Annotated in this window: 17 protein-coding genes; 1 reads left to right on the forward strand and 16 read right to left on the reverse strand. The window is 62.5% G+C overall.

Features of this window, described 5'->3' with window-relative positions:
* Positions 1–30: 30 nt before the first annotated feature.
* From U5S82_00565 to U5S82_00625, 13 genes are all read right to left on the reverse strand, one after another.
* Positions 31–579, reverse strand: coding sequence for a group II intron maturase-specific domain-containing protein (locus tag U5S82_00565; protein MDZ7750166.1), 549 nt, complete (start codon positions 577–579; stop codon positions 31–33).
* Positions 542–814 carry a hypothetical protein gene (locus U5S82_00570; protein MDZ7750167.1) on the reverse strand — a complete coding sequence of 91 codons (273 nt, stop codon included), beginning with the start codon at positions 812–814 and terminating at the stop codon, positions 542–544. Before U5S82_00570 ends, U5S82_00565 begins: the two co-directional genes overlap by 38 nt.
* Entirely contained in the window at positions 757–942 is a 186-nt protein-coding gene (locus tag U5S82_00575) for a hypothetical protein (protein ID MDZ7750168.1), read from the reverse strand. The genes U5S82_00570 and U5S82_00575 overlap by 58 nt, the downstream gene beginning before the upstream one ends.
* Positions 943–965: 23 nt before the next feature.
* Positions 966–1,346 carry a hypothetical protein gene (locus U5S82_00580; protein MDZ7750169.1) on the reverse strand — a complete coding sequence of 127 codons (381 nt, stop codon included), beginning with the start codon at positions 1,344–1,346 and terminating at the stop codon, positions 966–968.
* 729 nt (positions 1,347–2,075) lie between these two features.
* Positions 2,076–3,053 carry a DUF4351 domain-containing protein gene (locus U5S82_00585; GenBank protein ID MDZ7750170.1) on the reverse strand — a complete coding sequence of 326 codons (978 nt, stop codon included), beginning with the start codon at positions 3,051–3,053 and terminating at the stop codon, positions 2,076–2,078.
* 477 nt (positions 3,054–3,530) lie between these two features.
* Positions 3,531–4,079 (reverse strand): Uma2 family endonuclease, encoded by a 549-nt coding sequence (locus tag U5S82_00590; protein MDZ7750171.1) that lies wholly within the window; start codon positions 4,077–4,079, stop codon positions 3,531–3,533.
* Between the two features lie 193 nt (positions 4,080–4,272).
* On the reverse strand, positions 4,273–4,530 hold the full coding sequence (locus U5S82_00595; protein MDZ7750172.1) for a group II intron maturase-specific domain-containing protein: 258 nt from the start codon (positions 4,528–4,530) through the stop codon (positions 4,273–4,275).
* Positions 4,506–5,255: a reverse transcriptase domain-containing protein gene (locus U5S82_00600; GenBank protein ID MDZ7750173.1), complete on the reverse strand. Its 750-nt coding sequence runs from the start codon at positions 5,253–5,255 to the stop codon at positions 4,506–4,508. Before U5S82_00600 ends, U5S82_00595 begins: the two co-directional genes overlap by 25 nt.
* Positions 5,204–5,584, reverse strand: a complete 381-nt coding sequence (locus tag U5S82_00605) for a hypothetical protein (GenBank protein ID MDZ7750174.1) — start codon at positions 5,582–5,584, stop codon at positions 5,204–5,206. Before U5S82_00605 ends, U5S82_00600 begins: the two co-directional genes overlap by 52 nt.
* A 568-nt stretch (positions 5,585–6,152) precedes the next feature.
* Entirely contained in the window at positions 6,153–7,223 is a 1,071-nt protein-coding gene (locus U5S82_00610) for a glycosyltransferase family 4 protein (GenBank protein ID MDZ7750175.1), read from the reverse strand.
* Positions 7,220–8,176 carry an SDR family oxidoreductase gene (locus tag U5S82_00615; protein MDZ7750176.1) on the reverse strand — a complete coding sequence of 319 codons (957 nt, stop codon included), beginning with the start codon at positions 8,174–8,176 and terminating at the stop codon, positions 7,220–7,222. The genes U5S82_00610 and U5S82_00615 overlap by 4 nt, the downstream gene beginning before the upstream one ends.
* A gap of 103 nt (positions 8,177–8,279) precedes the next feature.
* Positions 8,280–9,095, reverse strand: a complete 816-nt coding sequence (locus U5S82_00620; protein MDZ7750177.1) for a glycosyltransferase family 2 protein — start codon at positions 9,093–9,095, stop codon at positions 8,280–8,282.
* A 41-nt stretch (positions 9,096–9,136) separates the two neighbouring features.
* Entirely contained in the window at positions 9,137–10,153 is a 1,017-nt protein-coding gene (locus U5S82_00625; protein MDZ7750178.1) for a glycosyltransferase family 2 protein, read from the reverse strand.
* A gap of 128 nt (positions 10,154–10,281) precedes the next feature.
* Between U5S82_00625 and U5S82_00630 the strand changes: the two genes are divergently transcribed.
* Complete coding sequence (locus U5S82_00630; GenBank protein MDZ7750179.1) at positions 10,282–10,461, forward strand: hypothetical protein; 180 nt, start codon at positions 10,282–10,284, stop codon at positions 10,459–10,461.
* 107 nt (positions 10,462–10,568) lie between these two features.
* On the opposite strand, the gene U5S82_00635 is transcribed toward U5S82_00630, so the two are convergent.
* The 3 genes from U5S82_00635 to U5S82_00645 form a co-directional block, all read right to left on the reverse strand.
* Entirely contained in the window at positions 10,569–11,345 is a 777-nt protein-coding gene (locus U5S82_00635) for a SapC family protein (protein ID MDZ7750180.1), read from the reverse strand.
* Positions 11,346–11,736: 391 nt separating this feature from the next.
* Positions 11,737–12,606 carry a hypothetical protein gene (locus U5S82_00640; GenBank protein MDZ7750181.1) on the reverse strand — a complete coding sequence of 290 codons (870 nt, stop codon included), beginning with the start codon at positions 12,604–12,606 and terminating at the stop codon, positions 11,737–11,739.
* A 131-nt stretch (positions 12,607–12,737) separates the two neighbouring features.
* Positions 12,738–19,241, reverse strand: coding sequence for a hypothetical protein (locus U5S82_00645; GenBank protein MDZ7750182.1), 6,504 nt, complete (start codon positions 19,239–19,241; stop codon positions 12,738–12,740).
* Between the last annotated feature and the right edge of the window lie 37 nt (positions 19,242–19,278).

Raw genomic sequence — 19,278 nt, forward strand, 5'->3', positions numbered from 1 at the left:
CCGCACACGGCTCTCCAGTCGGTGGTTACCTCATCGGGATTGGCTCGCCAACGTCCGGGCTTCGGTCATGGTGAAAAGCCCAGCCGCAGCGAAGAACGCGTTCGGCCAGCGGAGATGCTCGGACTGACAATGACCCGCTCCCGGGCACTTCTGCTGCTTGCGCAACAGCGCCCGTAATCGACGTCGGACAAAACCGTCCACGCGAGGAAAGGTCCACGGGTGCGCGTGCTGGAAATACACGAACCAGCCACGCAGCATCGGGTTCAGGTCGGCCACAATCCGCGCCAGCGAATCCCCACGACTGCGCCGGGTTTTGGCCCGGACCCGGTCGTAAAGGGCCTTGCGGCTCTTCTTGCGTACCCACCGCCGTCCCGCTTCGAACCGGTACCCGAGAAACTCAAAGCCTTCCCCGGGCTGCCGGCAATCCCCCACACGGGTCTTCTCCGGGTGCAGTTGCAGACCATTGGCCTCCACCCAGTGCCGCAACTCCTGCAGCGCCTCCTGGGCTTCGTCCGGACTGGCACACAGGATCACGAGGTCGTCAGCATACCGAACCATCCGATAGCCGCGCTGGGTCATGTGTACATCCAGCCCGTGCAGGTACAGATTCGCCGAGTAACGGACTGATCACCGCCCCTCGGGGCGAGCCCCGGGTCGGCGTCCAGCGCGCTATCTCCGCCACCACGTCCTGGCGCAACCAGGCGCGCAGCAGGTCGAGGATCCGACCATCGCTGATCCGGTCCTCGACCCGGGCCATCAACGCTTCGTGCGGGATGGTGTCGAAGTAGCTGGGCCAGGTCGGCATCCACCACATGGGTGCAGCCCTCCTCGAACCAGCCCATCCACTTCCCGCAGCGCATCCTTGCACCCGCGACCCGGGCGAAACCCGTAACTCATCGGCAAAAACTGGTGCTCGAAAATCGGCTCGAGCACCCGCTTCATCGCCGCCTGCACGATCCGGTCCTTCACCGTCGGAATGCCCAGGGGACGCGTCCCTGTCCCTTCGGAATCTCCACCCGACGCACCGCATCCGGTCGGTACCGTCCAATTCCCAGCGCCTCTCCCAGCTCCGCCAGATACCGCTCGGCATGGGCCTCAAAACGCTGCACGCTCTGGCCATCCACCCCCGCTGCACCCCGGTTGGCCCGCACATCCTGCCACGCCCGTTCCAGGGTCTGGGGGCGATGCACCTTGTCGATCAGACTGAACCACTTCGTCCCTTGGACGCCGTTACCCAGCGCCGCCAACATGCGCTCCGTCCAGATCGTGCGGTCCACCCACGGCCATTCCACCGGGTTGGACGAGTCTGGCTTAGCCTCTTGCGAGACACTCTCGACCCTTTGCATACGCGCTCACCTCCTCCGGACTTCACCCATCCACCTTCCTGCCTCCCTTCCCTCGGCGCGATTTCTGTTCTTCGCGCTTTCCCGGCACCACCCACGGCTTTAGGCGGAGGACGCCCTCCAACTCTTGGGTCCGCGTTTCCGCAGCACCTCGCCATGACCGCAGCAGAACCGTTCAGTACTACGAAGGCTCTGACTCCTGCCCACCGTCACCACGGCGGTCAGGTCTCCCCGCTTCTCTCGCATTTCCTTCCCAGCGTTCCGTCTCCAACCACGGAGGGGACCCGAATGTCGCTTTCCACGCCAATCCCAGCGCATCCGATGATTTTCAGGCTTCACCTTCTCCTGAGCGGGCTCGCCGTCCCGTACCGCCGAATCGAGTTCGTCATCCTACGGACCGCCAGTTCGCCTCCGGTTGCTCTCCACCCCGCCTCGCGACGACGCAGTTACCTTCGACTACGGGGCCTTGGCTTACCCCGACACGGACTCTCACCGTGCAGAAAATGCGCCTCCACGGACGCACTAGGAGCCGAGCCCCCTCGGCGATTAACCCATGTGGGAACCGAGCCCCCTCGGCGATTCACTTGGTCTTTCCAGCGAAAGGATCCTTCCCGCCTAGAGGAGAGGGAAGAGGGGCGGCAGAGGCCAATGCCTTCATGGCGCCCGCCGTAGCCCCCCGCCGTAGCCCGATGGGGCGGAGCACCGTTGGGTCTTCGAGCACCGCTTCGGCGTTTACTCCGCGTCGAAGATGTCTTCGGGTGTTTCGGCATCGAGGATGCGCTCGCTCCAGGCGAGCAGCGTCTCGGCGTCGGCGGCCTCGATGGGTGCGCGGTGGGCCTCGGCCGCCGCCAGGCCAAACTTGCGGGTGAGCTGGCGCAGCAGCACCGCAGCCTCACCCTGCTTCTGGCCCTGCTTCTGACCCTGCGCCAGACCCTGTTGCAGGCCCTTCTCGATGCCGGCACGCTCCACGGTGGTCACATAAGGCATGCGCTTGGCCTCCTCCAGTTGGTAGAGTTCTTCACGAAACGCCTCTTCCAGATCCTCGGGCAACCGGATCATCCAGTCGATCACCCGGAACAACTCCAGTATAACATCGCGGCTGTAGCGCCGATCATACATCAGCCGCACCAGGCGGAACTTCCAGGCCCGGCGCTGCTCGGCATCGCGCGTCGCCCGCGCCCGGATCTGCGCCATCACCACCAGGGCGAAGCAGCTCTCGCTCGCCTCCAGCTTTGACCAGGCCGGCTCGGCCGCCCAGTCCAGCAGCTTCGCCACCGGGAAGCGAAAGGCCAACTCACAACCCCAGCGCCCGCGGCGGTAGCTGCTTGGCCGAAAGCCCGGCGAGGCGTCGGCCAGCACGGCCAGACTCACCACGTCACGGGCGTAGCGATCCAGAAGACGGTAGTGATAGGTGAACATCCGCTCGGCGAAGGCCGCCTCCGGCCGGCCCTGCACCTCCACGTGCACCAACACCCAGGTCTCGGCCCCGTCGGCGGCACACACCCGCACCAGCTTGTCGGCGTGGCGCCGGCCGGCCTCGGCGTCACGCACCACCTGCTGGAGCTCCTTGTCGAGAAAGCTGTGGCCGCGGGACCAGTCGTTGCCGGCGTGGACCTCGGGAAAGAGCAGCGCCAGGAACTCCGGGAAGTAGCGCTCCAGCGCCTCCTTCCAGGGGCTGTCGTGGTCGTCGGAGATAGATTGGTCGGGCATCGCGCATCCTTGCCGGGGGTTCACATCCTGCGTCAGGGCAGGTCTAGCGCAACGCCGCGGGCGGTATCGACCATCTGCGGCGGTCGCCTGCCACGAGGCCGGGCGCAGTGCCGGCCCCAGGCCCATGATAGGTTTCTTCGCAACCTGCCCTGCGGCGAACTTCGGCGAGGCCCCGGGGTCACCGGGACGGCGCCGGACACCACCCGCCGTAGCCCAAAGTTGCGCGCAGCGGAACCTTGGGATGCCGCAGGCAGTCTCGGTCTTGCCCGAAAAGAGATCGCCCTTCTCCCCCAATCTCTCCCGCGCAAGGGAGAGGGGGGCGAGAAGGCTTGCCGCGAGTGTAGAATGCCTCAGGCAACACCCCCCGCCGGCTCATAGCGCGTAGGCCGTATACGCGAAGCGCAGCCGGCGTCCGTTATTGATACAGCAACCCGGCGCAGTCCATCAGGAAGGCCGCTCCCGGCTCTGTCTCCGCCCTTACGCCCAGAGATCCGCCACCCGGAACCCAGCCTCGGCGAATGGGGCGGCATCCACGACGTCACCCTCTTCGTAGCGCCGCAGCAATTCCCAGCCCCCATCGCGCAGGGCATACGTCTCCAACGTACGCGGCCCCGGATCCACCAGCCAGGCATAGGCCACGCCATAGGCGGCGTAGACCGGCATCTTCACCTCGCGGTCCTTGCTCGCAGTGGACGGTGAGAGGATTTCGCACACCCAGTCCGGCACCACCTCGAAACGCTGATCCTCCGGCAGCACCGGCATGCGCTCGCGGCGCCAACCTGCCAGATCCGGTACCAGCACCTCGGTGTTGCGCACGAAATGGATCTCGGGCTCGATCAGGATCCACCAACCGCCCGGCCCGCCGACGCCATCGTCAAAGGCACCGCCGAGACGACGGTCCAGTACCGAAGTGGCACGCAGGTGGCACCCCGCCGGCCGCGGCTGGGTATGGAGCTGGCCATCGATGATCTCCCCGGCCACACCCTCCGGCAGGGCCTCCAGGGCAGCATAGATGTCGTGCTTCAAGGCCGGATGGGCATCGTAGGTTCCCTCCGCGTCACGTTTACCATGTTCCGGATGCTACACGACACGAGAGCCCCTCCGCGATTAACACCTGTAGGAGCCGAGCTATGATAGGGGTCGGGAAGGAGTGACCCTCCCCGCCCTCCGAACCGTGCATGCGGTTCTCCCGCACACGGCTCTCCAGTCGGTGGTTACCTCATCGGGATTGGCTCGCCAACGTCCGGGCTTCGGTCATGGTGAAAAGCCCAGCCGCAGCGAAGAACGCGTTCGGCCAGCGGAGATGGTCGGACTGACAATGACCCGCTCCCGGGCGCTTCTGCTGCTTGCGCAACAGCGCCCGTAATCGACGTCGGACAAAACCGTCCACGCGAGGAAAGGTCCACGGGTGCGCGTGCTGGAAATACACGAACCAGCCACGCAGCATCGGGTTCAGGTCGGCCACAATCCGCGCCAGCGAATCCCCACGACTGCGCCGGGTTTTGGCCCGGACCCGGTCGTAAAGGGCCTTGCGGCTCTTCTTGCGTACCCACCGCCGTCCCGCTTCAAACCGGTACCCGAGAAACTCAAAGCCTTCCCGGGCTGCCGGCAATCCCCCACACGGGTCTTCTCCGGGTGCAGTTGCAGACCATTGGCCTCCACCCAGTGCCGCAACTCCTGCAGCGCCTCCTGGGCTTCGTCCGGACTGGCACACAGGATCACGAGGTCGTCAGCATACCGAACCATCCGATAGCCGCGCTGGGTCATGTGTACATCCAGCCCGTGCAGGTACAGATTCGCGAGTAACGGACTGATCACCGCCCCTTGGGGCGAGCCCCGGGTCGGCGTCCAGCGCGCTATCTCCGCCACCACGTCCTGGCGCAACCAGGCGCGCAGCAGGTCGAGGATCCGACCATCGCTGATCCGGTCCTCGACCCGGGCCATCAACGCTTCGTGCGGGATGGTGTCGAAGTACTGGGCCAGGTCGGCATCCACCACATGGGTGTAGCCCTCCCGAACCAGCCCATCCACTTCCCGCAGCGCATCCTTGCACCCGCGACCCGGGCGAAACCCGTAACTCATCGGCAAAAACTGGCGCTCGAAAATCGGCTCGAGCACCCGCTTCATCGCCGCCTGCACAATCCGGTCCTTCACCGTCGGAATGCCCAGGGGACGCGTCCCTGTCCCCTTCGGAATCTCCACCGACGCACCGCATCCGGTCGGTACCGTCCAATTCCCAGCGCCTCTCCCAGCTCCGCCAGATACCGCTCGGCATGGGCCTCAAAACGCTGCACACTCTGGCCATCCACCCCCGCTGAACCCCGGTTGGCCCGCACATCCTGCCACGCCCGTTCCAGGGTCTGGGGGCGATGCACCTTGTCGATCAGACTGAACCACTTCGTCCCTTGGACGCCGTTACCCAGCGCCGCCAACATGCGCTCCGTCCAGATCGTGCGGTCCACCCACGGCCATTCCACCGGGTTGGACGAGTCTGGCTTAGCCTCTTGCGAGACGCTCTCGACCCTTTGCATACGCGCTCACCTCCTCCGGACTTCACCCATCCACCTTCCTGCCTCCCTTCCCTCGGCGCGATTTCTGTTCTTCGCGCTTTCCCGGCACCACCCACGGTTTTAGGCGGAGGACGCCCTCCAGCTCTTGGGTCCGCGTTTCCGCAGCACCTCGCCATGACCGCAGCAGAACCGTTCAGTACTACGAAGGCTCTGACTCCTGCCCACCGTCACCACGGCGGTCAGGTCTCCCCGCTTCTCTCGCATTTCCTTCCCAGCGTTCCGTCTCCAACCACGGAGGGGACCCGAATGTCGCTTTCCACGCCAATCCCAGCGCATCCGATGAGTTTCAGGCTTCACCTTCTCCTAGCGGGCTCGCCGTCCCGTACCGCCGAATCGAGTTCGTCATCCTACGGACCGCCAGTTCGCCTCCGGTTGCTCTCCACCCCGCCTCGCGACGACGCAGTTACCTTCGACTACGGGGCCTTGGCTTACCCCGACACGGACTCTCACCGTGCAGAAAATGCGCCTCCACGGACGCACTAGGAGCCGAGCCCCTCGGCGATTCATCCTCGGCCATCTGCCCGTCGGCTCAGGAACGGCGCGCCGAGCGTTGCCCGCCGCCAGACCCGGCCACCGGCCGCGACACCTGGTCGTCCGGCAGCCCCGCCCCGAGACCCACGCCCGCCGCCACCACCGGCAGGTAGGCGAGCAGCGCCAGCGCCCAGCCCCAGCCCGGCCGGTTCGCGGCGAGCAGTGCCAGGGGCAGCAGCCACAGCAGGTTGAAGGCACCCACCAGCAGGGTGACCTTGAGATGGCTGCCCCAGCGCCGCGCGGCGATCTGGTAGGCGTGGGAGCGGTGGGCCTCGTACCAGGTGTCCCGCCGGGCCAGGCGCCGCAGCAGCGTCCAGGTGGCGTCGCCGATGAAGGCGGCCAGCAGGATCGCCCAGCTCCACAGGTTGATGGCGCCGCCGTGGCTGGTCGCCACCGCGAGCGCGCCGAAAGCGAAACCGAGGAAGCCGCTGCCCGCGTCGCCCATGAAGATCCTGGCTGGCGGCCAGTTCCAGACCAGGAAGCCGGCGGCCGAGGCGGCCAGCCAGAACAGCCAGCCAGCCGCCCCGGGGGTGCCACCGAGCAGCAAGATGAGCGCCCCACCCGCAGCCACCGTAATGGCCTCCGTGGCCGCTATGCCATCGATGCCGTCCATGAAGTTGTACAGGTTGAGTAGCCAGACGATGGCCACCGCCGCCAGCGCATCCCCCGCCAGGCCCAAATCCACCGACCCTGAACCGAGCGGCAATGGCGGCAGGCCGCCGAGCCAGGCGAGCGCCCACACCGCCGCGCCCAGGTGCACGGCGAAGCGCAGCCGCCGGGAAACGTGGCCGTGGTCGTCCCAGAAACCCACCGCGGTGACGCCCAAGGCGCCGCCGCCAAGGCCGAGCGCCGCGGCGGCATCGATCCAGCCGGCCAACGCCGCGAAAGCCGTGGCCACCAGGTAGACCAGAACGATGGAAACACCGCCGCCCCGCGGCGTGGGCACGGTATGGGAACTGCGGGCGTTGGGGGTATCCAGAAGCTCTCGGCGCACCGCATAAACGCGCACCATCGCCGTGAGCACCAGGGCCGCGCCGAAGGCGGCCATAGCGAGTCCAATGGCACTCATCCCCGAACCGTCCGGGCCAGCGCCTCGTCCACGCCCAACGGCGGGGTCCAGTCCAGTCGCTCACAAGTCGGCGCGATGTCCACCTGCAGCGAGCCGCACAGCCGCCGGCAGACGCCCTCCCGGCCCAGAGCCCGAGCCCCCGCCTTCATCAGGGCCGGCGGCACCGGGATCAGCCGTGCCGGCCGCCCCAGAGCCTGCCCGAGCCGCCGCAACAGCTCCGCGGTGGAAAGATCCTCGCCATCCCCGGCCAGAAAGACCTGATTTGCCGCCGCCGGATGCTCAAGACAGACGCGGATCAGATCCACCAGATTGTCCAGCCCGACCAGGCTGCGGCGATTGTCGGTGATGGCCCCCAGCGGCAGCGGCAAACCCCGGGCCAGCGCCTTGATCAGGGCCGCGAAATTGCCTTTCACCCCCGGTCCGTAGACCAGCGGCGGTCGAAGGATGACCACCTCCATGCCGGCCTCCTGCGCCAGGTTCATCAAGCCCTGCTCGGCCTCCAGCTTGGAAATCCCGTAGGCGTCCTCGGGCCGTGGTGCATCCGCCGCACGACAGGGCCGGCCCGGCAGCGTTTCTTCCCCATTGACCTTGATGGAGCTGAGAAAGACGAACCGGCGCACCCCTGATTCAGCCGCCTGGCGCGCCAGCTGCAAGGTGCCCTCTACATTGTCCCGCCGGTAAACAGCCAGGGGATCGGCCGCCTGTTCTCGCATCACGTGCACCCGGGCCGCGGTGTGAACCACGGCGGTCACATCGCCCAGTGCACGGCTCCAGTCGGTTGCGGGGCCGAGATCTCCGATCGGTTTCACTTCCACCGCTGCCGACAGCCCGCCAGCAAGGCCCCGCACCGTCGCGCGCACGCTGCCGACCCCGTCCAGCAACAGGCGCGCGATCAGGGCACCGCCGATGAGACCGGTCGCCCCGGTAACGAGTATCCGCTCATCCGGGTTCATGGATTTTCCGGCAGCCACGCCCAGGCGGGCGCGACATCGGCGCGTATGCCCCCTGCTCGATCCGCCCCGCCTCGTCCAGCGTCATAATTAAAGTAAGCGCGTCTCACCACCACCTCCAGCCGTGCTTGCTGAAGAAACGCACGGCCGATCGGCCGAACCAGATAATGTGCCGCCGCCCCTTGCGAGCGGCACCGCCGCCGGCGTGGCGGATCCGCATCGCCGGAAGCAGCTCCACCCGTCCCCGCCAACCGAGGCGCAGGGAGAGATCGAAGTCCTCAAAGTACATGAAAAAGGCCGGGTCGAATCCCCCCACCGCACGCAGCGCCTCGCCACGGCAGAGCATGAAGCTGCCGCTGACGATGGGCACATCCACCGCCACCGATCCATCCCGAACGTCGGCCAGCTCATAATGGTCGAGACGCCTCTGGAAGAGACGCTTAACGAAGTTCGGCGCAAACCCTCGAAGCAGCAGGTCAATAACCGTCGGGTGACGCTTGCACAGATGCCGCGCATCCGATTCCTGCCCGATGACCGCCGGAGCGATAAGGACCACGTCGGGGTGGGCGGCCAGATATGCGACGCCGGTTGCCAGCGCCCGCTCCTCCACGACCACATCAGGGTTGAGGACCAAGTGGAAATCACCCGCGCAGCGCTCCATGGCCAGGTTGTTGCCCCGTCCGTAACCGACATTGCCGTGACCACTGACCACCTCCGTCTCGATCCCCCTCCGGCGCAGCGCAGAGGCGAGGCCCGCGACACACGCCGAGGCACCGTCATCGGGGCCATTATCGACCAACATCACCCGCGCCTTGCCGATCTCCCCGCTGGCGAGCGCCCGCCTTAGCGATAACGCGACGCTCTCCAGGGTATCCCTCAACACCTCCTTGCTGGGCGCGAAGGTGACCAGGGAGATGCTCAACGACACCTCCTTGCCGTGAGCCTCCCCGGTGGACAAACCACTCACCCCGGCTTCCGGTGAGAGAGGCCCTGCAGGCGCCGCCGCCTTCCGCCCCAGAGCGCCGCCTGGAGATATAGCCGGAATTGGCGGATGGGGTGCTGCCGCCTCACCCCGAGGCGCCTGAGCCCCATCACCCGCCGGTACCACGGCAACCGTGCCCCGAACAGCTCGCAGTAGGCACGCAACAGCGAGTGCTCCGGATCGCCCTCGCGGTAGAGGCCACTCTTTTTCAAGCGCTCGACCAGAAGCTGTGCCTGATGAACGCTACGCGCGAAGTCCGCCATCATCCCCCGCCCGGGGCCACGGCCCGTCAACGAGCGCCACGCCGTGCGCCATACGCCACTCGCCCCCACCTGGTTGGCGCCATGCTGTCGATAGCAGAGGGTTGCACGCGGCAGATAGAGGATTCGCCCCGCCGCCACAGCCACCAGCGCGAGCCACCAATCGTGCATCGGAACCCCATCGGGGATGGGGAGGGCCAGTTCGAGGAGGGGGCGATTGAGGAGCGCCGTGCAGCCGGTCACGAAATTCTGTACCACCAGAACGCACAAGGGATCCTGTTCCTCATGGCGAATCATCTGGTAGTCCATGAACGAAGGGCTCCGCTCCCTGCAGAACTCATCGACCACCGCCATGTCGGAGTGGACCAGAAGCGGCGTGCCGGCGCCGAACCGCCCCTCCCCCTCTTCCAACAGCGCCAACTCCCCCGCGATCTTGCCGGGCATCCACACATCGTCCTGATCCACCAGAAAGAGACGGCTCGCCCCCCGGTCGCGGGCCTGCTCCATCAGACGCGCGAAATTGGCCACCGCCCCGAGCCCGCCCAGCCCATCCTCGACCCTGCGGATTCTGCCGTCCCTCCCGGCATACTCGTCGAGGATTGCCACCGTGGCGTCATGGGAGCCATCGTCCCGTATCAGCAGGGTCCACTCCCGGACACTCTGCCCGACGAGACTATCGAGTTGCTCGCGGAGGAAGCTCTCCCCGTTGTAGGTGGCCATCACCAGAAAAAGGCTCAACCCGGAATCACCTCGCACTCGACATATCCTGAAGGCCAGTCCCCGACCCGGGATCGTGGTACGGGTGGGTGCCTAAGGATCCGCCTCTCGCAGGGACTGGTGGACACGCACTGCTGGTAGTGGCTTATATGCTGAAAGGCGGCGAGTTCGCCGACGCTGCCGTCCAGGACGCCCGTCACATCAGGGTACTGACCGAGGCGCGCCGTATAGGTGGCCACGCCCGCGACCTTGTCGCCGATGTATGCCGGCCCGCCGATGTCACCTGGCGCGGTCAGAGCCTCGCGACTATCCGGCCCAGTATCACGTGAAGCCCCATGAGTATGCCCCGGGGATCGTGGGTATCACCGCCATGGTCAAAATCGTTATCAACTGAGCGTCCGGCGTGGTTGCCCAGCGGGCATACTCTGTTCCATGATCAATTATTGAAATCGAAGGCAAGATCGTCATCTTCCCTGAACAGCGCATCAAGGGATTCGGGGAGTTTGGCGGCACTGTGGTGCTGGGCATGAAACCTGGCACGCTCGGTGAGCTGATTGAGTTGGCTCATGGAGAACAACTGAGCATGGGCCAGTGCCATCGGTCCGCCACGCAATTGGGTATAGGCGTCGGCCTCCAGCGCGTTCAGCGCTTCCTCGCTCACTCGGAACAGGCCGTTGAGTTTGAGCGGTTCCTGCCCTTCACCGCGCTCAATCTGCAGAGGCCACGGCTCGATGACACCGGCATCGCTGAGGGCTTTGGTCGCGGCCAGGGTCACCGGCCGGTTCTTCTCGCACTGTTCCAGAAAATCCAGCGTCCTGGCTACCTGCTGACCGAGATTGCCGTCGGTATCAAACAGTGGTTCGCCCTGATCGCTGGCAAAATACGCCTGATCGATACACAGCGCCTTCTGCCCATCCTCGGTGTTGGCCAAGGTGAACGGGTAACCGCGAAGGCTAGCCGGTACGTAGCTGCCCAGCCATTTGCCGTTGGGCGCGACGTAGAGATTCGTCTGAAGATCGAGGCTCAGCAGCGCTACGGGTTGGTGGCCCTCCCCCTGCTCGATGAAGCCCAGTGCATAGTGCGGCAGCAGCTTGGCCAGTTCGGCCAACAGGATACTCGCAACGGCCTGGTTGGTGGCGAAGGCGTAGCCCTCGCGGGGCAGATAGTGCCTGCCAGCGTGCTGGCTGCGGGATAATGCGATCCACTCTGTCATGGCCATATCTCATCATGTCTCGAAATACGCGGCCATTGTAACAGCAGCATGATAGTACAGCTTCTCCGCCTGCCCGGACCCTTCAAGCCACCCGGCCCCCGAACACCTCCCGCGCCATCCGCATACCGCCCAGCCGCCGGGCCTGGCAGGCACCGGCTTCGTTGAGCATGCGCATGAACCAGAGGTCCCCTCCGGCGGCTCGCGGCACGTCGCGGCCTGTGCCTCAACCACTTTCACTTGCGCCGCCAAGCGTTCTGCACCGGCTGGACACCGGGCCCGTGGCCAGGGGGTCACCCGCGCGGGTCTCTCACCCGCTAGAACCTGCGGCATTGCCAACCCCCTACTGTCCCCGAACTATCCCGGGGGCATTTGGGCGTCACATGGATAATGTCTAGCCAGCATCAAATCCGAAGAAGCTAGTGCCAATGGCGGGGGCCTCTACGCCAGTCACCTCGATCTCCGCGGTCAGCTCAGCGACGGTTTCGAAGGCGTCGTTCCAGCCGTTATCTTGACCTGAAGAGTTGAAATAATCCCAGCCCAGGAATATCAACTGCCCGTCCTCCTGGGGCATGAATACTAATACGGCGTCGTCGCCATCGCCGTAGATCACCACCGCGTCGTCCGGCAGGTCGCCCGTAGCCAGAGTACTGGTGCCGTTGTTATGACCCAGCTGAGCCGGGCCGCCCAGAAACTCCGGCAGCGCATCCGGACTCAGGACGTAGTTGCCGCTTCCACTACTGGTCAGTCCCAGATCGAAGGTCTCATTTATGAAGTTGAGCTGCGAACCGTTGGTGGAGGCCCCGGAGAACCCGAAGAACAGCAGGTTACCCCCCCCTTCCACGAAGTCTAATACCGTATCGCCATCGGGGAACACATTTCCGGCCTCCGCTTCAGGAAGTACAAAGGCAGCAACATCGGCCAGCAACGGAGCCAGGGCAGCACCATCCGTTTCAGCGGTGGTTGTTACGTCGTGGCCAAGGGCGTCAAACTCACGATAGAGGTTTGCGGCTTCGTCGCCTGTACCGCGCTCCGCGATAGGTTCACCACCCCCGTCACCTGAGTGCTGCTGATGATCAAAAATGAGCACACCTGTCTCTTCGCTGCCTCCTTGCCCAGGAAGCAGCGCTGAGCCGTTTTCTTTAACGGCAGAGATCGCACTTCCCGTGGACGACGAACCGCCGAAGAAGCTGCTGCCACTGCCGCTCGGGGACGAGCTGACTCCGCTGCCAGTCTGGGGTGTAGATCCAAAAAAAGGCATCATAGTTCTCCTTTACAGAAAAAAAACCCCGCCCCTAGGCTGGGACGGGGCTTAAGTATTATCAGACCTCGCGTTGACCCTTGGGTAACCGGCCAAGGCCGGTTACCGTCAGGGCATCTCACTTAAAAGTGGGATTAGGCGATGTCAAAGTTTCCCGCTACAAGATCCGCAGTATCAGTGCCACCCAGGATTGCGATCTGGGTCAGCTCACCCGCTTCTATCTGGCCGTTCAAGGTGTCTACCCAGTGCCACACCTCAGCATCACCAGCAACATCATCATCAACGATGATGATCTTCTCGGCCTGGTTGCTGAAGATTGTGGTGTCGTCAGTCCCGGCATCTCCATCATCTGTAAATGCACCCGTGTCACCAAAGGCAGCTTCGATGGCTGCAGCATCAACTGCTGAACCAAGGGCGCTGCTGACAACCAGGATGTCACTAGCGCCTATCTGGTTAGGAGCAATAGTAGCATCATACTTGGTCAAGGTGTGGTCTGCTTCTGCCGGCAACACCGCACTGAAGTTAAGCATATCCTGCGCATCGGCGGTGTTGGCAGTGAAGTTGGTAATGGTTACCAGCGATGTACCTGCATCTCCAGTGAAGGTCAGCATATAGTCTACCGTATCGGCAGCAGCAGAGGTGTCAATGGTAACCACATCCGCTCCCAGATCGTTGACTTCCACCGTGCCTTCACCTTCGACAAGGGCGCCTACGCCTGCATTGTGCTCAGCGGCCTCGACAGACAAGGTCGCATCCTCACCCACGCTGACGGCACCTACATTCAACTCAGCACCATCTGTACCTTCGGTAGTCACGGTTCCCGTGCCATTGACGGTCAGGGTGGTGGACCCTGTGCCAACATTCGCGGCAAATGTTGTGCCGTTGAGGTGCACATCACCCGTGGAATCGAGCTGGAATTCAACATCCAGATCAGTTGCTGTCAAGCCGGAGAAGTCGGCATTGACATCATCTTCGTCCGCGTCACCTTCGTCACCCACAACCGCTTCAACACCCGTGACGACGACATTAGTGAGTGCATCGCCTTCAACCGCCAGAGTCACTCCGCTGATGGCGATGGCGGCCAGGCTAATGCTGGTGGCTGCTGCATCAGCCACCGCTGTCACGGTCCCGGATATAGTGATTCCGCTCAGATCGTGTTCAGCCGTAATACCGGTCAGGGTTAGATTGGAAGCAACAGCTTCCGTGACGGTCTTACCGGATACCTGGGTACCGGTAAGGGTAGCGTCGCCATTCAAGACCAGATTGTCTGCCTGAGACAGATCCAGATCGGCATCGAGATCTTCGTTAGCGGCCGTCAGATCGGCATCAGCAGGAATCCGGACGGTAATTTCTGCTTCTGTTTCGGCCGGATCGGCATCAGGGTCAACCGCTTGCTTGGTGAAGGTTATCCCTGCTGCGTTGAGGGCATCGAGCTGCTCCGGGGTCATTACCAACGTGGTGTCCGGGGCCAACTCAATGGTGGTGTCCGCACTGATCTCCAGCAGGGAATTGCCATCTGCATCGACCAATCCGGTCAGATCAACATCACCGCCATCTCCGTCCATCACAACCGTACCCTCGCCGGTGATGCTCAGGGCACCCGATGTGAAGGTGCTTCCCAACAGGGTCAAGGTGGTGTTGGCTTCGGTATTCAGCTCCCAGCCAGGCTCTGCGGGGTCAGCAGCTGCAGGATCTGCATCTAACGTGGCAGACAACGTTGCCGTGGTGGTGCCCTCACCTGCGGTGAAGGTGAAGTCTGTTTCAGAGACGTTTTCAATCACGCTCAGGGTCAGACCACCGCTGTGCTCGGATGCGTCGATGCTGGTTAGATCTTCACCACCGTCGATACCGTTGTTACCGAGAACATCGTCGGTGTCGAGCACGATGTCTGCGTCACCGGTGAACACCAGTGAGGTGCCATCATCACCCATTTCGATGGCATCGGAACCACCGGTGATGGTCAGGACCCCGGTGTAGCCGGTCGTTACGATGTTGACGGTGGCGACGTTGGTACCTGCCTGAACCGACTTCATGGTGACATCACCCGCGCCGGTGAGGGTCAGGGTGGCTTCGGCATCAGCCTCGGTTGAACTGAATATCAGGTTACCGTCACCGCTACCGGCGGCACCCTCTCCATCGCCAATCAGCACATCGACTGCAGCATTGATGGTGACAGTCAGCAGATCGCCGTCTTCACCGGCACCGTCATCGCCTTCGCTGTAGATGTCGCCAGTAATGGTGACAGGTCCCACAGCGGCACCGTCGGTGTCCACGGCGTTGATGGTAAGCATGGTGGAACCAGCTGCCACCTGGCCATCGTTGACCAGCAGATCACCCTCGACGCTCGCGGCGTTGTCGGCATCGGCCTCCAGGGTCAGGTCGATGGAGCGGACGAAATCCGCCAGCTCACCTTCGGCGCTGAACTCGATACCATCGGGAGAGGCCAGAGACTCAACCACCACCTCACGGTCACGAGGATCAAGCTCAACGTCCGCCTCTTCCTGGAAGATATTGAGGATGTTGGCGCTGTCCAGATTCTCGAGCAAGTCTTCGATGGACTGGCTGTTTTCACCAAGTTCGAAAGAGCCATTAGCTGAATCATCAATGTAAAAGTCATCCAGCAGAGTATCGAAGATACGCAGGTCGACATCCTGATAGCCGGACACGTCGATGGTGTCCGCAAAAGGTACCGTTCCACTGTTCTCAAAGGTGAAGTTTACCAGCGGCTTGACCGCAGCGGCAGCATCGCCGGTCACCTGCAGACCGTCGGCGAGAGTGAAATCGTCGACGTTGAGGGTCTCGCCATCGGACATCTCAAACGTGACGTTGGAGCCGTTGATGGTAAATGCATCACTGCCATCTTCATCAGTAGCGTCTGCATCGATGGTCAGGTCGCCGTCTAGTACAACGGTGAGGGCGCCGTCTTCGTCATCGTCTACACCTGCAGCAACGGTTGTGATGGTTGCTTCGGACTCAACCAGTTGCTTATATTGCTCGGCTGACATCTGCACGGTGGTGTCGGCGGGAATAATAAGCTCGTTAATACCAGTGAAGTCCGTTGTCGCGTCAACGGTAATGTCGCCGCCTTCAGCAAAGGTGACGGTACTAACAGTGATGTCATCCAGTGCCAGGGCGCTGAAATCAAAGGCCTGGCCGTCGTAGTTACCCACGTTCAGAGTCGCTGCATCACCATCGTTTTCAACGGTGATGTTTGCAGTGCCGATGGTGGTTATCTGATCGATAGTCATGGTGACAGTCACACCATCTTCCAGAACCACTGCATCGATACCAGACAGTTCAGTATCACTGAAGTCGGTGTCGTCTCCAATTTGCAGAGTGGCGACGCCAGCAACTGCAGTGGCATCGATGCTGTCGAGGTCGTCGCCATCCAGGTGCAGGGTCACGTCATTGGCGCTGGTCAGGGTAACATCTGCAAGGCCCTCGCCGGTGCCACCATCAGCAATGCTGCTGATGACGCCGTCACCGTCTTCGACAGCGATGTTCAGGCTTGCAGCGTTATCCACTACGATGCCGTCAACGACGATGGGACGCGCTTCACCGGTGCTGGTTAGGCCCGGGGCCACGCCCTGGTTGTTGATCAGCACATTGGCCGGGGCGCCGTCGAAGAAGTATTCCGCAACGATGGTACCGACGTTGGAAGCATCCGGATTACCGGCCGCCTTGGGCAGCTGATCCCAGTTACTATAGCCGTCACCTTCGAAAAGGATGGTCGGGTTAACCGCACCCCATGGAATGTTGGTAAGGGTCAGGGTGTGCCCGCCGTTACCTTGCAGACCGATAACCTGGAAATCGCGGGTTTGATCGCAAAGATGGAAGCTGGCGGTACTGTCGTCCGCGTCGCCATCGTCATCTGCAGTGTCGTCAATATCAACAACAACATATTGCTCAACACCGGAAGACTGCAGACCGGAATCCGCGCCTTCTGTTCCCACATCGCCGTTCAGGACCACATCGATGCGCAGGCCTTCTGCGCCGTTACCGATCACTTCCCCGACGTTGTTGAACTGCTCGATGGTGAGGTCGTTCAGCGCACCCGTCAGGCCAGAGAAATCGAGGGTGAAGTCGGCTGTCAGCATCTCGACCGGAACGTCGAAGGTAATGTCATCAGCGCCTTGGATGATCACCGTTTCGGCGGCGGTCGAGAAGGCCCCGACGTTGTCGGCAATACCTTCGAGGTCGTTAGCGCCTACGGTCACGCCACCGGTGTCGGTGGTATCGATAACCAGGGTATCGCTGTCCGGCGCGGCAACGGGTCGCTCGAAACCATCCGCGGCGCGCACGACATGCAGAGTGCCCTCGAAATCGTTATCTATGGAGCCGACGCCGTCACCGATGCCGGTGGCAGCCGGATCATCGGCGTCAAAACCAAGACCGGCGCCGGTCACGGTCACGGTACCCTCACCCACGACACCGTCATCCGCCAGGTAGGTATGCAACTCCTCGGCGGTCAGATCCAGGCTGGCGCCGGCCTCAACGTTAAAGGCGAGCTTAACGTCGCTGTCCAGCGCAGACAGGTCGATCAGGTCGGAGAGCACGGTGCCCGCTTCACTCACCTCGATGGACAGGACCGGGATGGCGTTGTGGGCGGCAGAAAAGACACCGACGCCCAGCTCTCCCACCTGCTCCTGGGTGAGCAGCAGGCCGCCCGCAGCGGACAGGACGAAGGAATTTACGCCACTCACATCGGCCTGACGCAGGTCGGCATTGGCCATGACTTGCACGGTGAGGTTTTCACCGGTAATGACGGAACCCTCGCCGGCGCTCATGTCTTCATTCAGTTTCACAGTATCGCGGCCAGTACCGGTATCGATGTTCAGCAGCACACCTGCTTGCGCAGCGCTGTTGATGTCGAATACATCACGGCCCTGGGAGCCCATAATGGTGACCTCCTCAAGGGCACCGAAGCCGAGCTGCGTGTCGACCGCCATGCGGACACCGCCAGTATTCTCGGAGGCATCGATGTACGCAACACCGAACCCAAACTGCAGGTCATCCTCAATGCTCAGCAGGCCAGTGCCGGAGACCATCAGTTCGATGAAGTTGCCGCCGAAATCGATGTTATCGAGGGTGTTGACACGGCCTTCAGAAACCAACTCCACGGCACCTACGTTCTGATTAGCGGAGAAGGTTCCATGGAAAGAGACATTCGCCAATTCGACGGTGAGCAGATTCCCCTGGCCGCCGCCATAGAACAGATCGACATCGCCATCAAAATTGCCTTCCAGCCGGGCTGTAGCGTAGTTCTGGATTCCGGAGATGACCAAAGTGCCACCCGCGTTGAAACCTTCTGTGATCATCAGTTTCTGCAGACTGGAGGCACGACTGAGATCGAGGATGCTGTCATCTCCCGACAGGGTGGCCGCAGTTGGAATCGGGAAGTTGGTGACTGCACCATCAATAAATGTCTGGCCGGGCTCGTAAACGTTCGTCAGGTTCTGTACCTGGACTTCCTGAATATTACGGAGTTGGAACGGCTGGGCGAAGAAGCCCTTCATGTCGACCACGAGCGTGTTGTAACCCGCCCCACCGTCGATAAAGGCGCCTTGCAGCAACTCCGGGCGGCCAGCAATGATGGTGTCGTCTGCTGCTGTTGTTACGCCCGGCTCAAAGGCGCCGCCATTATTCTCAGACGGAGTCAGAACGATGCCGGTCTGGGTGGTGGTCTCTTCAGTATCTAGGTAGCCACTGAACAGCACGTTACTTAACAGGCCCAGGTGACCTGCAAAGTAGTCTTCGATGAATTCACCATCAGCGTTGATGATCACCTGGGCGGTGCCATCGGTGTTGTCCTGAATATTGATGCTGGCGATATCGCTGGTCAGGTTGCCGTCTTCGTCCAGCAGGCCCAGCGCCGTGAGATCGAGCTCAGCGATGTCCTGAAGGAACTCCAGCGCCAGATCGACTGTAATGCCGTTATCGCCTACCAGCAGCGTGGTCTCGGTCTGGCTGGGAATTTCGGTGAGAATGAAGGTTTCACCAGGAATGGGGGAACCTTCACCAGGAGCAGGCAATACCTCAGACTGGAGATTCGCCTCGCCAACCGCAGCAGGCTGGGCAAAGCTGCGGCCCTCATCCTCCCCGAACAGCTGAAAGTGCTCCCAGCCGGTACCGTGTACGCCCTGCTGGACAGCCTTGGCGACATCGGGGTTGTTGGCCAGGTAAAAGATCTCATTGAAATCGCCATAGCCGGCCGGCTCGGCAAAACTGCGACCCTCGGCCTGACCGAACAGGGTGAAGTGTTCCCAGCCAGTGCCAAACGTGCCATCGTTAACAGCCTTGGCGACATCGGCATTGTTGGACAAATAGAACAACTCATTAAAGTCGCCATAGCCGGCCGGCTCGGCAAAGCTGCGACCCTCGTCCTGGCCGAGCAGGCTGAAGTGCTGCCAGCCAGTGCCAAACACGCCCAGTTCCACCGCCTTGGCAACATCGGGATTGTTGGCCAAATAGAACAACTCATTGAAGCCACCATACCCGTCGGGCTCGGCAAAGCTGCGACCTTCGTCCTGACCGACCAGGCTGTAGTGCTCCCAACCCGTCCCGAAACTGCCTTCATTGACCGCCCTGGCAACATCGGAATTGTTGGCCAAATAAAAGCCTTCGTAAAAGTCACTCATGTTTCATTCCCCTTAGTCGGATAGAAATACCCACAGC

The sequence above is a fragment of the Gammaproteobacteria bacterium genome (assembly GCA_034522055.1).
In the GTDB taxonomy this organism is placed as follows: domain Bacteria; phylum Pseudomonadota; class Gammaproteobacteria; order JAABTG01; family JAABTG01; genus JAABTG01.